The sequence below is a fragment of the Citrobacter sp. genome (assembly GCF_050252275.1).
Classification (GTDB): domain Bacteria; phylum Pseudomonadota; class Gammaproteobacteria; order Enterobacterales; family Enterobacteriaceae; genus Citrobacter_A; species Citrobacter_A amalonaticus.
In genome coordinates, this window is record NZ_JBFWLF010000018.1 from 9,650 (window position 1) to 27,185 (window position 17,536).

At 49.5% G+C, this 17,536-nt stretch carries 16 protein-coding genes and 4 pseudogenes; 8 read left to right on the forward strand and 12 right to left on the reverse strand.

Annotation, left to right across the window (positions count from 1 at the left end):
- The 4 genes and pseudogenes from AB7E14_RS02850 to AB7E14_RS02865 all read right to left on the reverse strand — a co-directional run.
- A pseudogene (locus AB7E14_RS02850) lies at positions 1-227 on the reverse strand (serine palmitoyltransferase); the annotation flags it as partial.
- Positions 214-474 (reverse strand): acyl carrier protein, encoded by a 261-nt coding sequence (locus AB7E14_RS02855; RefSeq protein WP_043001963.1) that lies wholly within the window; start codon positions 472-474, stop codon positions 214-216. The pseudogene AB7E14_RS02850 and the gene AB7E14_RS02855, both read right to left, overlap by 14 nt.
- Positions 475-503: 29 nt before the next feature.
- Positions 504-1,418 (reverse strand): NAD-dependent epimerase/dehydratase family protein, encoded by a 915-nt coding sequence (locus AB7E14_RS02860; RefSeq protein WP_316962194.1) that lies wholly within the window; start codon positions 1,416-1,418, stop codon positions 504-506.
- On the reverse strand, positions 1,415-3,148 hold the full coding sequence (locus AB7E14_RS02865; protein WP_316962193.1) for a fatty acyl-AMP ligase: 1,734 nt from the start codon (positions 3,146-3,148) through the stop codon (positions 1,415-1,417). The genes AB7E14_RS02860 and AB7E14_RS02865 overlap by 4 nt, the downstream gene beginning before the upstream one ends.
- A gap of 383 nt (positions 3,149-3,531) precedes the next feature.
- Between AB7E14_RS02865 and AB7E14_RS02870 the strand changes: the two genes are divergently transcribed.
- Entirely contained in the window at positions 3,532-4,656 is a 1,125-nt protein-coding gene (locus tag AB7E14_RS02870) for a hypothetical protein (protein WP_043001073.1), read from the forward strand.
- Positions 4,657-4,756: 100 nt separating this feature from the next.
- A pseudogene (locus AB7E14_RS02875) lies at positions 4,757-4,914 on the forward strand (deoxyribose-phosphate aldolase); the annotation flags it as partial.
- Between the two features lie 51 nt (positions 4,915-4,965).
- Here the strand turns inward: AB7E14_RS02875 and AB7E14_RS02880 are convergent.
- The 7 genes and pseudogenes from AB7E14_RS02880 to AB7E14_RS02910 all read right to left on the reverse strand — a co-directional run bounded on the left by AB7E14_RS02880 (position 4,966) and on the right by AB7E14_RS02910 (position 10,105).
- Entirely contained in the window at positions 4,966-5,550 is a 585-nt protein-coding gene (locus AB7E14_RS02880; protein WP_046402046.1) for a hypothetical protein, read from the reverse strand.
- 676 nt (positions 5,551-6,226) lie between these two features.
- Positions 6,227-6,973, reverse strand: a complete 747-nt coding sequence (locus AB7E14_RS02885; protein WP_044328650.1) for an SAM-dependent methyltransferase — start codon at positions 6,971-6,973, stop codon at positions 6,227-6,229.
- Between the two features lie 55 nt (positions 6,974-7,028).
- A pseudogene (locus AB7E14_RS02890) lies at positions 7,029-7,576 on the reverse strand (GNAT family N-acetyltransferase).
- A gap of 10 nt (positions 7,577-7,586) precedes the next feature.
- Positions 7,587-7,844 (reverse strand): YjhX family toxin, encoded by a 258-nt coding sequence (locus tag AB7E14_RS02895; RefSeq protein ID WP_043001077.1) that lies wholly within the window; start codon positions 7,842-7,844, stop codon positions 7,587-7,589.
- Between the two features lie 380 nt (positions 7,845-8,224).
- Positions 8,225-8,422, reverse strand: a pseudogene (locus AB7E14_RS02900) (tryptophan synthase subunit alpha); the annotation flags it as partial.
- 18 nt (positions 8,423-8,440) lie between these two features.
- Positions 8,441-8,833 (reverse strand): VOC family protein, encoded by a 393-nt coding sequence (locus tag AB7E14_RS02905; RefSeq protein WP_044328647.1) that lies wholly within the window; start codon positions 8,831-8,833, stop codon positions 8,441-8,443.
- A 480-nt stretch (positions 8,834-9,313) separates the two neighbouring features.
- Entirely contained in the window at positions 9,314-10,105 is a 792-nt protein-coding gene (locus AB7E14_RS02910) for a PhzF family phenazine biosynthesis protein (RefSeq protein ID WP_316962192.1), read from the reverse strand.
- A 235-nt stretch (positions 10,106-10,340) separates the two neighbouring features.
- Here AB7E14_RS02910 and AB7E14_RS02915 point away from each other — a divergent pair, with 235 nt between their 5' ends.
- The 4 genes from AB7E14_RS02915 to AB7E14_RS02930 all read left to right on the forward strand — a co-directional run bounded on the left by AB7E14_RS02915 (position 10,341) and on the right by AB7E14_RS02930 (position 15,473).
- The gene (locus AB7E14_RS02915) at positions 10,341-11,129 is read left to right on the forward strand and encodes an IclR family transcriptional regulator (RefSeq protein WP_043001081.1); all 789 of its coding nucleotides are present in this window, start codon (positions 10,341-10,343) and stop codon (positions 11,127-11,129) included.
- Between the two features lie 4 nt (positions 11,130-11,133).
- Positions 11,134-12,039: a dihydrodipicolinate synthase family protein gene (locus tag AB7E14_RS02920; protein ID WP_127522969.1), complete on the forward strand. Its 906-nt coding sequence runs from the start codon at positions 11,134-11,136 to the stop codon at positions 12,037-12,039.
- Between the two features lie 10 nt (positions 12,040-12,049).
- Positions 12,050-14,029 (forward strand): xylonate dehydratase YjhG, encoded by a 1,980-nt coding sequence (gene yjhG, locus AB7E14_RS02925; protein WP_316962191.1) that lies wholly within the window; start codon positions 12,050-12,052, stop codon positions 14,027-14,029.
- Between the two features lie 94 nt (positions 14,030-14,123).
- Positions 14,124-15,473 (forward strand): GntP family permease, encoded by a 1,350-nt coding sequence (locus AB7E14_RS02930; protein ID WP_043001084.1) that lies wholly within the window; start codon positions 14,124-14,126, stop codon positions 15,471-15,473.
- Between the two features lie 117 nt (positions 15,474-15,590).
- Here AB7E14_RS02930 and AB7E14_RS02935 read toward each other — a convergent pair whose 3' ends face one another.
- Positions 15,591-15,983 carry a YdeI family stress tolerance OB fold protein gene (locus AB7E14_RS02935; protein ID WP_044264009.1) on the reverse strand — a complete coding sequence of 131 codons (393 nt, stop codon included), beginning with the start codon at positions 15,981-15,983 and terminating at the stop codon, positions 15,591-15,593.
- A 155-nt stretch (positions 15,984-16,138) separates the two neighbouring features.
- Here AB7E14_RS02935 and AB7E14_RS02940 point away from each other — a divergent pair, with 155 nt between their 5' ends.
- Both AB7E14_RS02940 and AB7E14_RS02945 read left to right on the forward strand, forming a co-directional pair.
- Positions 16,139-16,627, forward strand: a complete 489-nt coding sequence (locus AB7E14_RS02940) for a hypothetical protein (protein ID WP_224267576.1) — start codon at positions 16,139-16,141, stop codon at positions 16,625-16,627.
- Positions 16,628-16,636: 9 nt separating this feature from the next.
- Complete coding sequence (locus AB7E14_RS02945; RefSeq protein WP_043001087.1) at positions 16,637-17,083, forward strand: DUF421 domain-containing protein; 447 nt, start codon at positions 16,637-16,639, stop codon at positions 17,081-17,083.
- Positions 17,084-17,536 lie beyond the last annotated feature (453 nt).

Genomic DNA, 17,536 nt, shown 5'->3' on the forward strand with positions numbered 1-17,536 from the left:
CCTGTCCCCTGACTGGCTAAAGCGGCCTGCCCCTCGGCAATCGCCTGTGGATTAAAGGTGAGCCCCAGATAGTTATTCGTACCTGCCAGAATAATTTTTTGGTTGCCAATCCGTCCTTCCGTTGCGGAAAACACCTCATCGATACAGGTGCCAAATGGGTTAATTCCTGCCATGCTAAATTGTTCTCGCTCGCAGGCCAGGCGCGAAAATTTATCATAGAGACTCATTGATACTCTCCAGATAAGGGATTAACGCTTCCATTAATTGCGCCGGGGTTCTGACATCCAGCAAAATATTAATAGGGATGGAAATGTCGAATTTATCTTCCAGCAACATTAATAAATCCATAACTTTAATCGATTCCAGCCCAAGATCATTAACCAGATCGCTGTCAGGATGGATATCTACGCCGCTTTCGACCATACCCTGTAAACACTCAAGGGTGTAATCCATTACTTCTTCATGATTTAACATAGAAAATAACATACCTGTAATATAAATAATTAAAATAACCCCTGCCGTAACGCATATTCCAGGCTAACCCGGGGAAACCAATTTATTTTCTCGCACAGAGATTTATTATTTGCCGACCAGTCAGAGTGGATTAACTCACAAACTTTACTCCTGGTTAACATCGGTTCTTTTCCGGCAAACCGACTGATTAACGTACTCGCGTCGGCAAACAATGTGAGTAACGGTAACGGAATGGTTACGGTGCGAACCGGTCCGTTGCGCACTGCGACCGCAATTTCCTGAATGCGTTGCCAGTTGTAGCCACCGGCAACACCATCGCAGAGTTCATACGGATAAACCGGCATCCGGTCGGCCATGAGCCATTGACTGACAGCCTGCGCTAAATCGCTCACGTGCAAAAATGACAAACGGGCTTCGGCAGCGCCAAAACGCGGAAGGTAACCGCGCAGCATCGCGCGAAACAGTGGTGTTAGCTCTTTGTCACCGGGTCCATATACTGCCGTAGGACGAAAAATCCCCAGCGTAATTTCTGCGGCCATCGTCGTTAGCCGTTGTTCTGCGACATACTTGGAATTTGCATACCATGAGAGTTCCGGGTGACGTGCTGCAAGCGACGAGATAAACAGAAAGCGTCGACAGCTGCCGCTCTCTTTCGCGGCCTGCATCAGCCGTTGGCTGCCTTCAACATTGCAGCGGGTGAAGATCGCTTCTGTGTGTCCGCGAACCTGCCCTGCACAGTGGATGACATGTTCCGCCCCGGCGACCAGTTGCGCCAGTGCCTCACTGTCTTCCAGCGCCCCCCGGATCCAGACAAGATTATCACGCACGTCGTGGCGAATCGTTCGGGTTAACGCCCGAACGGCAAAACCGCGGGACAGCAGGTCATCAATAATATGCTTCCCGATAAAGCCGGTTCCACCTGTCACCGCAACCGTGATGCTCATTGCGAGTATCCCGGCATAGGGATCGGTGGGTTAAGCGACTCAGCAAAGAGATTCAGGTAGCGTTTTTTCGCTTCCGCACGCGCCGGTTTCCCGGATGATGTCCGTGGAATACTGTGCGGCGGCAAGAGTTCGATGCTAACAGAAACCCCAAACTCGCTTTGTACCCGTGCGGTCAGGCTATGGACGATCTGCGCCCGACGTTCTTCACAACTGACCCGGCACTGGATCTGTAAAATAATCCGTTCCTGAGACGTCACAAATGCTATCGCATCGCCGGAATGTATTTCCGGTTCCTGTTCCGCAATATACTCAATATCCTGTGGCCAGATATTCCGACCACGAATAATGATCAGATCTTTTATACGTCCCGTCACGTACAGGTAGCCATCCAGAAGATAGCCCAGATCCCCGGTATCCAACCATCCCGTTGACTGGATATCCTTCTGCGAAACCGGATCCTGAAAATAACCACTCATCAGACTCGGACCGGAAATGCAGATATGGCCAACGTCTCTTTCAGGCAATGGGCTCCCAACTTCGTTACGAATTTCAATGCGGTGGCCGGGAAGTGCTTTACCGCAATTCACGAATGTAGATATCGCCCGGGTACTTTTCGTCGGCGCAACCGCTTTACCCTGGCATTCGAGTATGTCGCGATCGACATCGTTCACCTGTGAACCGGAGGCTTCATCAGAAAAGCTCACCGCCAGCGCATTTTCAGCCAAACCATAGCACGGCATGAATGCTTTGCTGTCAAATCCCGCGCGCTTGAAACAATCGCCAAACTGATTCAGTTGTCCGGCGGAAATGGGTTCTGCCCCCACTCCGGCTACGCGCCAGCAGGAGAGATCCAACCCGGCAAGTTCGTTGTCATTGATACGACGCAGGCATAAATCGTAACCGAAAGGCGGCGCAACGGAGACGGTGCAGCGGTTCTGACTGATTAATTTCAGCCACTGCAGCGGGCGCATAGCAAAATCCTGGGTGCGCAGATAGTCAACGGATAGCTGAGTCGCCACAGGCGTAAGCAGAAAGCCCACCAGCCCCATATCATGATAAAAAGGCAGCCAGGATACGCAACGGTCACTGTCTCGCAATTTGATTCCATCATGGCTAATCACATGCAGATTCGCCATAACTTCACGGTGAGTAATAATGACGCCACGAGGAAAACGCGTGCTGCCTGAGGTGTACTGAAGGTAAGCAATATCGTCTGGCGACGGTAATGGCAGCTCAATATCCTTTTCCGGCAGCGCATTAAATTGCGCATTGCTGAGAATGTGGATTGCCGCACTATGCTCGTTGACCACATTTATCAGCGACAACCATTGGTCACTGCTGATGATAGCCGCAGGCTGACAACTGGCGAGCAGGCCCTGCAATTTCGCGGAATAAGAATCGCGTTGTCCAACCCCCATAGGAATGGCCAGCGGTACCGCCACCAACCCCGCATACTGACACGCAAAAAAGGCTTCGACAAAACCGACGCTGGTTTCCGCAATCAGCGCGACGCGATCGCCCTTGTTGAGATTCAATGAAAGCAACCGTCTGGCTCCGGCTTTAGCCCGCATTTTTAGCTCTCGGTATTCCAGTACTGCTTCAGGCTGAATGCGTCGATCATAAAAATTCATTCCTGCATTTCCCAAAGCGGCATAGTCCAGAGCTTCCACCAGGGTTGAAAAGTCAGCATAACGCATAGGAATAGAATGAGTTGAGATTCTATTGGACATATACACCATGAAAATGTTTGAATTTAAAATCGATGGATATACAAAACAAATAATCGGCGGGTGATAATATAAATTAAATAGTCATTAAACAGTATCTCTTTTTTGGCTAAAAGATCATCAACAAAATAAATGTTTTTCTGCATTTCAATTTCAATAATTATGATATTACCCAGCTAAATATTTTATTTCATTCTCCGAAGGGAGAGTTATCATTAAACGCCCTGTCCGCCTCCAGCCTTACGTTTTACCGTCCTGTTTTATCACCAACCGCATTAAGTGGTAAAAGGGAGAAAGAAACATTCAGTAATTTATTTCGTTTCGACTGACAACATAGCAGTCAGTGTAATTATGTTTATTTCTGCACTTTTTATTTAAGGCTGTTTATGATCCAGATACAAAAAGTCATGAATAAACATGACCTCAACACGTTTATCTCTTTCCCTTCTTCACTTTATTGCGCCGACGACAGCTGGATCGACCCCTTGCACCTTGAACGCGCAGAGCATCTGTCCGCGAAAAATCCGGGTTCTGAACATATTCGTTGGCAGGCATGGATCGCTAAAAAAGCAGGACGGGTCGTCGGACGCATCACGGCACAAATTGACACCCTGCATCGCAAACGGTATGGCAACGACACGGGTCATTTTGGCATGCTCGATGCCATCGACGACCCTGAGGTCTTTAGCGCACTGTTTGCCGCCGCCGAATCATGGCTGAAATCCGCCGGGGCGCAAAAAATCACCGGACCTTTTAGCCTGAACATTAACCAGGAAAGCGGCCTTCTGGTTGATGGCTTTGAGACGCCGCCCTGCGCGCTGATGCCACACGGGAAACCCTATTATGGCGCTCACGTGGAACAACTGGGATACACAAAGGGAATCGATCTGCTGGCCTATTGGATGCAGCGCACAGATTTATCTTTCTCACCGTCGCTGGTCCGACTGATGGATCAGGTGCGTCAAAAGGTCACCATTCGCAGCATCAACCGTAAGCGGTTTAGTGAAGAAATGCAGATTCTGCGTGAAATTTTCAACTCCGGATGGCAGCACAACTGGGGATTTGTCCCCTTCACGGAACACGAATTCGCCTCCATGGGCGAGCAGCTCAAATTCCTTGTTCCGGACGATATGATTCACATTGCTGAAATAGATTCGGTGCCTTGCGCCTTTATCGTTGGCCTGCCGAATATTAATGAGGCGATCGCCGATCTCAACGGTCGGCTGTTGCCTTTCGGCTGGGCCAAACTGCTCTGGCGACTAAAAGTGAGCGGTGTGCGCACCGCGCGGGTGCCTCTGATGGGCGTTCGTCAGGAATATCAGTTCAGCCGCATTGGCCCGGTCATGGCTCTGCTGTTAATAGAGGCATTACGCGACCCGTTTGCCAGACACCATATTGACGCGCTGGAGATGTCCTGGATTCTGGAGTCAAATAGCGGGATGCGTACAATCCTGGAACGCATCGGCGGAGTTGCCTATAAGCGCTATCGCCTGTACGAAAAACAACTCTGACTGCGGTCTGAAGAAGCAAACGCGGGTATCAGTAAGTTCCCTCTCTAAAGTAGGTCTTAGCCCATAATGTATGTTTTTCTGCTAACAGGCGTCGCAGTAAATGTTCGGTTTTAATGGCCCACGTCACGTAGCCAAAGCCATTCAATTCACGAACGTCAATCCTGACGTAACCCGGAAGGGCTTATCATCTGTATAGAATATCAGTCTGATGCGGCAAGGGGGGCCCCCTGCCGGATCTCCCTTGCCATAGACGTGCTGAACAGGACACGCGAAAAAGGAATCCGTAAGGATTCCCTTTTCTGTTACGTTTCAGTGCCCGTTGATCGTTTCATTCACTTCTGAGCCTGGTGGAAAATCCGCCACAGAAAGGACAATATTCAGGCCCTGAGGCCGGAATGTTGTTGAATGAATCAGCATATATTTATACCAGCGAAAAAATAACCGCTTATCCCTTACGTTAATACGTTCAAGAATACTGTACAACCTTGAGTATATCGACTTCTGGCTCAACCCCAGATATTGCGAAGCGTCAGCATAGGTATCCAGACAAACAATCGCATTGAGCGTGTGTTTATCCGCCCGATTCATCTTCGCCATAAACTGGCAGAACTCACACGTCTGCTCCCCACTGTTAGCCTGCGCATCCTTAAGTTTTTCAATAATCAGACTAATAGAATCACTATAGTTTATATGTTGTTTCAGGAACAAATTATCTTGTTTGTCTGAAATACTCACTAATGTATATTCAGCGACTATGGCGCAACAGCATCGTGTTTGTACCCACATTGCAGGAAGAAAGCAGAATGGTTTCCGATCTGACGGCCTCGCTGCCCGATTTTTTATTTCACTCAGCGCAAGAGCGATCAGTGGAGAAATTTTATCATCGACAACCACGTTATCCCTCCTTGTATCGCTATTCGCAAATATACACTTAACTTAAAAAAAACTGCCAAATGATATAACTGTTCAATCTAATACATCATGATAGGAAAAAACTATCACTATTCTTATTTCTATCGTCACACCAGATCGGAATTTTAACAATAACCAATGAATAGATATAAATATCAATAAGTTATAAAAAACAAAAAAGTCACATCATATAACAAAAAAGAAAACAAAAAGAAACAACAAATCAACACAACAACGTGTTACATCATAAAAAAACCAGGATTATTTAATCGCCAACCAGGAAAATAAATAAATCACAGCATCAATCTTAGGAATTATCAAAAATACATTTTAAGAATCTTCTGAAAGCGTGGAATTATCCTACAAACACAAGAGAGGAGAATGTTAATTATTAACAAGTAATTATTTAGCGCATTTAAAAACAGGGCCTAATCTTTTATGGATTATTAAATAATTATTATAACCGCGTCACAGAAACAATCCATTTTCGCTGTTTTAACGATTAATTGTGGACGCACCTGGCCGGACGTCTTTGTGAGACAGAAAGGAAGAAGGTTTCAGGTGTGATAATTATGTATTACGGTCGTTGCTTTCGCCACGACGCTTCTCTTCTGGGGAGAATACGACATAGCCCTCAGGCTATGCCGCATAACTTACTTTATCGTGCGATTAACGCAAATACGCCCCAACCGAAGTATTCCCGGGTGTAGGTGACATGGCGTTCAGGCGCTATCGTCAACTCCGCGCGAACTTCATCGGCAAAATCATCCTCTGCATTAGCTTCTAACCAACGGCGCATTGTCAGCCATTTCGCCGCTTCATATCGGTCCCAGCCCTCCTGGTCTGCCAGTACCATTTCCACAACGTCATAGCCAAGTTTGTCGAAAGAGGCGACGAGCCCAGGAAGGGTGAGAAAATCAGCCTTCGACGAAACACCACAGGCCTGGGCGATCTCTTCCGTTGCGGGAACCTGACGCCAGTAAGGTTCACCGATCAGTATCATTCCGCCAGGCTTGAGGCTTTTTGCCAACAGCCCGACGCTTCCGGCTACGCCACCGGCAATCCAGGTCGCGCCAACACAGGCCGCCACGTCGCATTTTTCGTCCGTAACGTAACCCGCCGCGTCGTTATGAATAAAATGGACGCGTTCGCTGACGCCAAGCTCTTCAGCACGCTGTTTTGCCTGGGCGGTAAAAAGCTGGCTCATGTCGATACCGGTACCGTTAATGCCGTGATCGCGCGCCCAGGTGCAGAGCATCTCACCAGAACCACTGCCGAGATCAAGAATGCGCGTTCCCGGCTTCATGCGTAACACCCGGCCCAATGTGGCATACTTTTCCGGCGTAAACGGGTTATGAATGCGATGTTCGCTTTCGCTAATCGTAAAAATACGTGGGATATCCATTAGTTAATTCCTTTCATTGCGTTACGAGTAAGAGAGCGTTCAGTCTGTTTGTTATTCACGCCAGTGCTCCGGTTTCATTAAGGCCTGCGCACATTGGATGTCGCCGGCACGATCAAAGGGTTGTGCTGAGAGGGATTGCATCATCCAGCAGGCCTTATGTTCCTCCGCAATGGGGTAAGGCGCGGGAAAACCTTTGTCTCCTGCACAGGGTTCAAATCCATGTCGCGGATAGTAAGTGGCATGACCGAGAACAAAAACGCACTGGCATCCCATCGAACGTAAGTGTTCTATACCGGTACGAATCAATAATCCGCCCACGCCCCTCCCCTGGTATTCAGGGATGACCGCCAGGGGAGCAAGGATATGCATCAGAGGGGAATCCATTTCTCCTTTGAATGTCGCCCGGGTAAACAGGATATGCCCGACGGCGTTACCTTCCTGTCTGGCCAGTAACGATAACGCTGGACGCGCAGTGTCGTCCTCGAGCAAAGAAACCACCAGGCAGGCCTCTTTACTGTAGCCAAAGGCGCGGGTTTCGACTTCCCGGATGTCGTTGGTATCACTTTCATCGGTAATATGAATAGTGAAGTTGCGTGTTGTCATAACGCTCTCCTTAGCGGTTATCTGGCTGAGCACGCACGTTGTTCAGCCCGGTGGTATTAATGCGGTACGGCTGACCATTGACGGATTTGATCAGCTTTTTGGTTTTGAGTTTTTTGAAGACGGCAAGTGTACAGTCGGCGAGCAGCAGCCCTTCGCGACTGTAGCATTCAACGGCGGTGACGCGGCCTGACGCATCGCGGACGTGCGCAATACGTCCACCTTTGGCGAGAACGTGTAAGGTACGTTGTTCCTGACGGGATAAATTCATACTGGAAAACCTGTTTAATCATCATGTGCAAAACGTGCAAACACACAGCGGTGTCCGCATTCGATTTCGGCGCATTGATAATCAGTCCGGCCTGAAAAGGTCGGGGAAACTGATTATCAGATGATTACATTCTCCAGCATCAAAGCCTCGGGTTGAGTTGAAAGGTATTTACGAGGTGAATGGTAACACGTAATTTCAGCAGGGATATGCACAGGTCGGAAAAATGTGATCGCCGTCGAAATCACACCCGTCGTCGCGGACATTGCCTCATTTACCATCGCAAGCCATATTTGCGAAGATGAGGATAACCGAGATTGAGCGCCAGATTCAGGGTCGCGCCCCCCATTGCCTGCCGCTACCGACAGGCAATAGAAACGTACTTACCGCTGATGCGTTGCCGCTTTCATGCTCATCACAAATGCCTTTAACTCAGCCAGCATCGTTTCCTCATTATCTCTGTTTTTCTCAATAATCCTGACGATGGCAGAGCCTGAAATGGCCCCCGTCGCACCAGCGTTAATTGCATCCGCCACCTGATCGGGCGTGGAAACCCCAAACCCCTGCAGTGTCGGTGGAGCCTGTTGCATAAGATATGTTCAGCATTCGTCTGCATAGTAGACAAACGCCAGCTTATTGCCGTCGGGATCTCTGACATAGGCGCTATGAAAGCCTTGTCCATACTGTGGTCTGTGACCCGGCGCGCCTTCATCCGTGCCGCCCAGGCGAAGAGCGAGCGCGTGAAGTTGTTGGATATGTTCGACGGATCGGGCATTCAGCGCCACCATCGTGCCATTTCCGACACCTGCGGCCTGGCCATCAAAGGGTTTGCCAACGCACAATCCGGTGGTGTGGTTTTCACTGAACATCCCCCATGATGCGCCCTCTTCGCCGCGGCCTGCTTTCGGGTGCCCAAGCAGCTCCATTAACGGATCGTAGAAACCGATCGCACGTGGCAGATCGTTCGTACCCAGCATGATGTAAGAAAACATACTCCCTCCTCATTTGATGTCGCAGGGATTATCCGCTTGATCCCCCTGCGGGCGTCACCGTCAAGTTACGTGTGACTAACATACCGAACGGCAGCGAGTCGTTAAGCGCGTCAGATCAATAGAACAGACCTATACCGTAATGAAAATTGATTGAACTTATATCCCCGGCGATCGCCGTTTTGCTGGTCTCAACGTATCTCTTGGCCGGTGAGCAGGATGGCAACGCTGGAATTTTTTTTCATGTCCCTTTTCCGCTCAGTACGCCATCCAGTATGTATGGATAAAATAAGATGGATGAGAATGTGGTTCTGACATTGCTCAATGAGCGGGGTATGTATTTGCCGATCGGATTTTTTACGGCTGTTGGCTTTTTACGGTCATTTTCCGACAGACATTCAATCTGATGACATACTCCGGTTTAAGCATGATGCGCCTTCATCCTGACTTTGTGAGTTTTGTAGTGACTGGTATCAGGGCTATCTAGCGCAACAAAACTTTACCCAGCAAATACGTGGTTGCCTGTCCGCCGATATGTACACGCTCCCCGGCACTCTGACAGCGTAGCTCCCCACCGCGTTCGGCCCCCTGATACGCCAGCATCTCCGTTTTGTTCAGTTTTTCCGCCCAGTAAGGAATGAGCATGCTATGCGCTGAACCGGTAACGGGATCTTCCGCTACGGCTTCTCCTGGACAGAAGAAACGGCTGACAAAATCGTATTTCCCTTCACCCGGTGCGGTGACACAAACCATTTTCCCTAAAGGGATCATCGCGTGGATATTCGGGCGCAGCACGTCAACCTGTTGCTGATTATCCAGCACCACCATATAATCCCGCCCGACGCGCATGTCTTTGTATTCCGTGATACCCAACGCCTCCAGTAGAAGAGACGGCGGCGTGACGGACTCGGTTCCCCAGGCAGGAAAATCCAGCGTCAACCATTCACCGCTACGTGCAACAGTCAGCGGGCCAACAAATCGGGTAGTAAAATGGATACTGTCGCGCGGATAATCCAGATGTTCAAAGATGACATGAGCTGCCGCCAGCGTGGCATGCCCACACAGATTGATTTCTCCTTGCGTGGTAAACCAGCGCAGCTCAAAGCCGTTTTCAGCGGGGACAAAATAGGCCGTTTCTGACTGGTTATGTTGTTTAGACATCTTCAGTAACGTCTCATCAGGCAACCATTCGGTTAGCGGACAGACTGCTGCGGCATTGCCGCCAAACGTCGTGGTACTGAAGGCATCAACCATGTAAAAATCAATTTGTTGCATCGCGCAAACCTCGAATGTTCTTTGTGCAATTTACACTTTATCATGCCACGACGACCTGTCGTCTTTCATTTTCAGGTATTCATATTCAGCGTAATGGCAGTGCGATAATTCTGCTATTAAAACTGCGCACAAGATCACATTTAATCATCGCATTACGGTTCAGCATGTTGAACAAGGCATATTTTCAACTGTGCAATGCCGATATTATTTATTCTAACCACAGGAGGGAGCCAGTATGGTTCGCAAAGGGTGTAATTCATTAGTCCGTGCCGAAAAAATATTAACCCATATTGCATGGGTAGGCGTGGCGAGTTATATGGAGCTATTAAAAGAATTCCAGTATCCCAAAAGCAGCCTGCTTAATTTATTAAATGTGATGGTGGAGTGCGGCTTCTTAATTAAAAACAAAAATGGCCATTATTCGCTGGGAATAAAAAACTACGAACTGGGTTGTCAGGCACTGCACCGCCAAAATATCTTTGAGGTGACGAAACGGCCTATGCAGGAGCTGTCGCTGAAAAGCGGCCTGGTTTGTCACCTGGGGGCAATGGAGCGCTATTCTGCTATCTATCTCGACAAGGTTGAAAGCCCGGAATCAGTGCCAACGAGTAAAAGCTGGATTGGCAAAAAACTGGAATTACACATAACCGCGCTGGGTAAAGCGTTATTAGCCTGGAAAACACGGGAAGAACTGGATTATTTTTTAGATGCGATCACGTTAACGCCGCATACGCGCAATACGTTAACCGATAAAAAGTTATTTCTGGAGGAGTTGCAAAAAACACGACTTCGGGGATGGGCCATAGACAGTGAAGAATCAACCTATGGCGCAGTATGTTTAAGTATGCCGGTATTCAATATGTATAACCGGGTCAACTATGCGATCTCGCTGTCAGGCGATCCTGTAGTTTATTCAGGAAATAAGATCGACGGCTATCTGGAACTGCTCCGCAAATGTGCCGGGCAAATATCTTATGGGCTGGGCTACAGAAACGAAAATGAGTATTTACGAAAAGGAAACTGAGGTAATGAGAAAATTCAGCGGCATTATTCCACCGGTATCCAGCACGTTTCATCGTGACGGGACCATTGATAAAACAGCAATGCGTCAGGTTGCCGACTTCCTGATCAATAAGGGAGTCGACGGGCTGTTTTACCTTGGCACCGGGGGGGAATTTAGCCAGATGAATACCGCCCAGCGAATGGCGTTCGCCGAAGAAGCCGTTGCCGTTGTCGGTGGTCGGGTTCCGGTCCTGATTGGCGTCGGTTCGCCTTCTACTGATGAAGCGGTCAAACTGGCACAACATGCCCAGGCCTGCGGCGCTGACGGCGTCGTCGCAATTAATCCCTACTACTGGAAAGTCGCGTCACGCAATCTTGACGACTATTACCAGCAGATCGCCCGTAGCGTCACACTGCCGGTGATCCTGTACAACTTTCCGGATCTGACCGGTCAGGACTTAACCCCAGAGACCGTGAAACGTCTGGCGCTGCAAAATGAGAACATCGTCGGGATCAAAGACACTATCGACAGCGTTGGCCATCTGCGCGCAATGATTAACACCGTTAAGTCAGTGCGCCCGTCATTTTCGGTCTTCTGCGGCTACGACGACCATTTACTCAACACCCTGCTGCTGGGTGGCGATGGCGCAATATCCGCCAGCGCGAACTTTGCTCCGGAGCTCTCTGTCGGTATCTACCACGCCTGGCGCGAGGGCGATCTGGCAACTGCCGCTACCCTGAATCAAAAGCTGCTGCAACTGCCGGCGATTTACGCCCTGGAAACGCCGTTTGTCTCACTGATCAAATACAGCATGCAGTGCGTGGGATTGCCGGTAGAGACGTATTGCTTGCCGCCGATTCTCGATGTGTCAGAAGAAGCCAAAGAAAAAGTCCATGCGCTGCTGGTCGCGCAGGGAATTATATCGCTCTGAGGAGAAGATCATGTCTGTTCGCTCTATTTTTGCTGACGAGAGTCACGATATCTACACCGTCAGAACGCACGCCGATGGGCCTGACGGTGAACTGCCGCTGACGCCGGAGATGCTCATCAACCGCCCGAGCGGGGACCTGTTCGGGATGACGATGAATGCCGGAATGGGCTGGTCTCCGGATGAGCTGAATCGCGACGGCATTTTGCTACTCAGCACGCTGGGAGGGTTACGCGGGGAAGACGGTAAGCCCATCGCACTGGCGCTGCACCAGGGTCACTACGAGCTGGATATCCAGATGAAAGCGGCAGCAGAGGTGATCAAAGCGAACCGCGCCCTACCCTATGCCGTGTATGTTTCCGATCCCTGCGACGGACGAACACAGGGTACAACGGGCATGTTTGATTCACTGCCATACCGTAATGACGCCTCAATGGTGATGCGCCGCCTGATCCGCTCCCTGCCCGATGCGAAAGCCGTTATTGGCGTGGCGAGCTGTGATAAGGGACTCCCGGCCACCATGATGGCCCTCGCCGCGCAGCATGACAAAGCGACAGTGCTGGTGCCTGGTGGCGCGACGCTGCCCGCGAAGGATGGAGAAGATAACGGCAAAGTGCAGACCATCGGCGCACGCTTCGCTAATGGCGAATTATCGCTACAGGACGCTCGTCGTGCTGGCTGTAAGGCCTGTGCCTCCTCGGGCGGCGGCTGTCAATTTCTGGGTACCGCCGGGACATCGCAGGTGGTGGCCGAAGGTCTTGGGCTGGCGATCCCGCACTCTGCGCTAGCCCCTTCCGGTGAGCCGGTATGGCAAGAGATCGCCAGAGCCTCCGCGCGGGCAGCGTTGAACTTATGTAAAAAAGGTATCACTACCCGGGAAATCCTTACCGACAAAGCGATTGAGAATGCGATGACGGTTCATGCAGCGTTCGGCGGTTCAACAAACCTTCTGCTGCACATCCCGGCGATTGCCCATCAGGCAGGCTGCCATGTCCCGACCGTTGACGACTGGATCCGCATCAATAAGCGTGTGCCCCGACTGGTGAGCGTGCTCCCGAATGGTCCGGTTTATCACCCGACAGTGAATGCATTCATGGCAGGCGGTGTTCCGGAAGTGATGTTGCATCTTCGCAGTCTTGGATTGCTGCATGAAGACGTGATGACCGTAACCGGCAGCACACTGAAGGAGAACCTCGACTGGTGGGAACACTCCGAGCGGCGGCAGCGATTCAAACAACTGCTACGCGACCAGGAACAGATCGACGCCGACGAGGTGATCATGTCACCGCAACGCGCGCGGGAGCGTGGCCTGACTTCAACGATCACCTTCCCGGTCGGCAATATTGCCCCGGAAGGATCGGTGATCAAGTCCACCGCCATCGATCCCTCGGTAATTGATGATCAAGGCATCTATTACCATAAAGGGGTGGCGAAGGTTTATCTGTCCGAGAAAACAGCAATTTACGATATCAAGCACGACAAAATTAGAGCAGGCGATATTCTGGTCATTATCGGCGTTGGCCCTTCCGGTACCGGGATGGAAGAAACCTACCAGGTCACCAGCGCCCTGAAACATCTGTCTTATGGTAAGCATGTTTCCCTGATCACGGATGCGCGTTTCTCGGGCGTTTCCACTGGCGCGTGCATTGGTCACGTGGGACCGGAAGCCCTCGCCGGGGGGCCAATCAGTAAATTACGCACCGGGGATATTATTGAAATCAAAATTGATTGCCGCGAACTTCAGGGCGAAGTCAATTTCCTCGGAACCCGTAACGATGAAAAATTACCCTCACGGGAGGAGGCTACCGCAATATTGAACGCCAGACCCAGCCACCAGGATTTACTTCCTGATCCGGAACTGCCAGACGATACCCGGCTTTGGGCGATGCTTCAGGCAGTGAGCGGCGGGACATGGACGGGCTGTGTTTACGATGTGAATAAAATCGGTGCGGCCCTGAACGATTATATGAATAACACCTTAAAGCAAAAATAATAATATCCAGACCGCTAAATAACCCGGCTACACATTATTAAAACATTGTGTAGTCGGACTATGACCGGTCGCAACCCTACAATGAGAGGACGTTATGCCACTAATTATCGTTGTGGCAGGGATTGCTTTACTCCTGCTTTTAACCATTAAAATTAAACTCAATACGTTTGTTTCCTTAATTATTGTCTCGATTGTTGTCGCCATTGCCAGTGGAATGGATCTGAATAAAGTCGTCACGTCGGTCGAATCCGGCCTTGGCGGTACGCTGGGCCATATTGGTTTAATCTTCGGCTTCGGCGTGATGCTCGGTCGCTTACTGGCTGACGCGGGTGGCGCACAGCGAATCGCCCTGACCATGCTGAATTATTTCGGTAAAAAGCGGCTTGACTGGGCGGTAGTCTGTTCAGCCTTTATCGTCGGTATCGCACTCTTTTTCGAAGTTGGCTTAATTCTTCTGGTACCTATTTTATTCGCCATCGCCCGTGAAGCGAAAATATCGCCGATGTTTATGTGTGTGCCCATGCTTTCCGGTTTGCTGGTCGCGCACGGTTTTTTACCTCCGCATCCCGGCCCAACCGTTATTGCCCGTGAATATGGCGCAGATGTGGGACTGGTACTGATCTACGGCATTATTGTCGGCATTCCGACCTTTATTCTTTGCGGGCCGATATTGAACAAATTCTGTCAGCGGATTATTCCTGACGCGTTTAAAAAAGAAGGGAATATTGCCTCCCTCGGTGCGACCCGCCGGTTCAGCGAAAACGAAATGCCCGGCTTTGGCATCAGCTTTCTCACCGCGATGCTGCCGGTGATCCTGATGGCGGTAGTGACAATTATCCAGATGACCCATGCTAAAAACGCCTCGGAGTCAGGCACGTTCTATAACGTATTACTGTTCTTAGGTAACTCGACGATTGCAATGCTGATCTCGTTGCTGTTCGCGATATATACCATGGGTCTGGGTCGCGGAAAGACAATCCCTGAACTGATGGACTCCTGCGGCAAAGCCATTGCCGGTATCGCAGGACTGTTGCTGATAATCGGCGGTGGTGGCGCATTCAAGCAGGTGCTCATCGATTCTGGCGTGGGTCAGTATATTTCTACTCTGGTCTCAGGCATGGATATTAATCCGATTCTGATGGCCTGGGGCGTTGCCGCGTTCCTGCGTATTTGCCTGGGTTCTGCCACCGTAGCAGCGATCTCGACTGCCGGACTGGTTATCCCGCTTCTGGCGGTACATCCCAACACCAACCTGGCGTTGATTACGCTGGCCACCGGGGCGGGTTCCTGTATCTGCTCCCACGTCAACGATGCCAGCTTCTGGATGATTAAAGACTTCTTCGGCCTGACAACCAAAGAGACGCTGCTGTCCTGGACACTGATGTCAACACTGTTATCCATCTGCGGGCTGATATTTATCCTGCTCGCCAGCATGGTTCTTTAATTCCCCTATCGCCAGTGGATCGCGTTGTCGATTCTCTGGCGCCCCTCCTTTCACGTGGTATCAGAATCAACTGTTAACAGATTACTAGCGCCAGCAATGAGCCGAGCAGCAGTATTGCTACTTTTGTATTCTGTTAACCCGAACCACAGGCGGTTGCGTTTTGGTGTCCAGACTGCCGTTAATACTGATCATTTGATCGGGTTTTACCGTGCGACCATCAAAGACAGAGAGTGGAATCAGCGTATGGATACTGCCGGTTTTATCGCGAAAAACAAATTTATCATCACCCAGATCGTCAATCAGATTACCACGCAGAGAGATGGTTGCGCCGTCATGCATGGTTTTAGCTTGTTGAACCGTCATGGTTCTCGCATCTTCAACACCACGATACCCCTCATCCAGGGCGTGAGGCGGCGGCGGTGCCGTATCTTTTTTCAGCCCACCATTATCGTCAGCAAACACTGTCGGGATTAAAAAACAACATAGTAATGGTGCCACGGATAATTTCATTTCACCCTCATCTCATTGTCGACTTGACTTATTAAGTCTGATTGCTATTCCTTAATCTGGCAAACTGGAAGAGTCTTAAAAGGTAATAGTGTTACGAATCAGATAACTGACGGGATACAAGCGAAACGGTGAGGTTAAAGATGCCCAGAGAAAACATGAAAGTCCCCGGCATTGAAGAGAGTCAGCGTTTTCTGAATTTTGAAGCGAGATTTCATAAGATTGGGTTTGTTGTTTTACTGTGTATTATTTCCCTGGCCATAGTCGGTGTTTTTTCTGGTGGTTATTTCAGTGATTCGATGAAAACGAATACTACCGGGGAGGTGACATTAAATTTTGAACGGTTTGGTCGATTGCAAACAGAATTTAAATTAAAAATCTCTGCTACAGACCAACGATCCGGGAAGAATATTTATCGCATTGGTGGAGATTTCAATTCTTTTTATGAGACAGCGAATATCTGGCCTCAACCTGACAGCATGTACAGCAAGGGAGACGATCTGTACCTGGTGTATAACACACATGAAAATCAGCAAGATACCTCTATCTGGTTACTCGTTACCCCTGTAAAGCCTGGCAGCGCAAAAAGTGTTATTCAATTAAACTCCGGCCCTGAAATCGATTTCAGGCAATTTATTTATCCGTAGGAGGTCTGTATGGAAATGGTGCTGAGGGCCTTAGCCATATATCTTATTTTACTGGTCGTGTTTAAGATTGCTGGACGCCGGGCGTTATTACAAATGACCAGTTTCGACCTGATTTTGCTGTTGATTATTAGCGAAGCCACACAGCAGGCATTGTTAGGCAATGATTTCTCCGTTACCGGAGCAATGCTCACCATTGTCACGTTGGTGACAATCGACATATTGTTCGGATTCATTAAAAAACAGATGCATGGGGCTGAATCTGCTCTCGATGGATCACCGGTTATTCTGCTGGAACACGGCGAACCATTAATGGAAAAGATGAAAATGGTAGATGTCTCTCTCGACGATATCTTAGTGGCTGCCCGGCAGAGCCAGGGCATTACGGAGCCGGGTAAAATTAAATACGCAATTCTGGAGCGTAATGGGCATATTTCAATTATTCCTGATGAGGATTAAGGAAAAAGACAATGAAAAATTCGGCATATAACGAGGCGAAAACCGCTGGCGTGTTAACGAAACAGATGGCGAAGACGTTTATTGCCAAGGGCTTATCCTCGACCACAGCTGAATCGACATCTGGCTACCGCACTTTGCGCTGAGGCAGATATGGCTGTATTTATGATGCTTCGAATTCATTAAATTTGTTCTACGCTTATTTATGCTTGTCAGAAAGATAGACTGAGGTGAATGAATGGCTAATAAATATAATGAAAAACAGGTGGCTATTATGACAAAGACAGAGCGTTTTCCTGCTCGCCTTGTCCACACCCCCAACAACGCTTTGCGGAGCTTGTCGGAAAAAAGCAACCACGTCCCGCAGCCCCGATCGTAGTGAAGAAAGCTATCCGGGATAGTGGTCGACTTGTTGGCAGCAAGAAGCACCCTTCAAGACTAATGTCTATACAATAT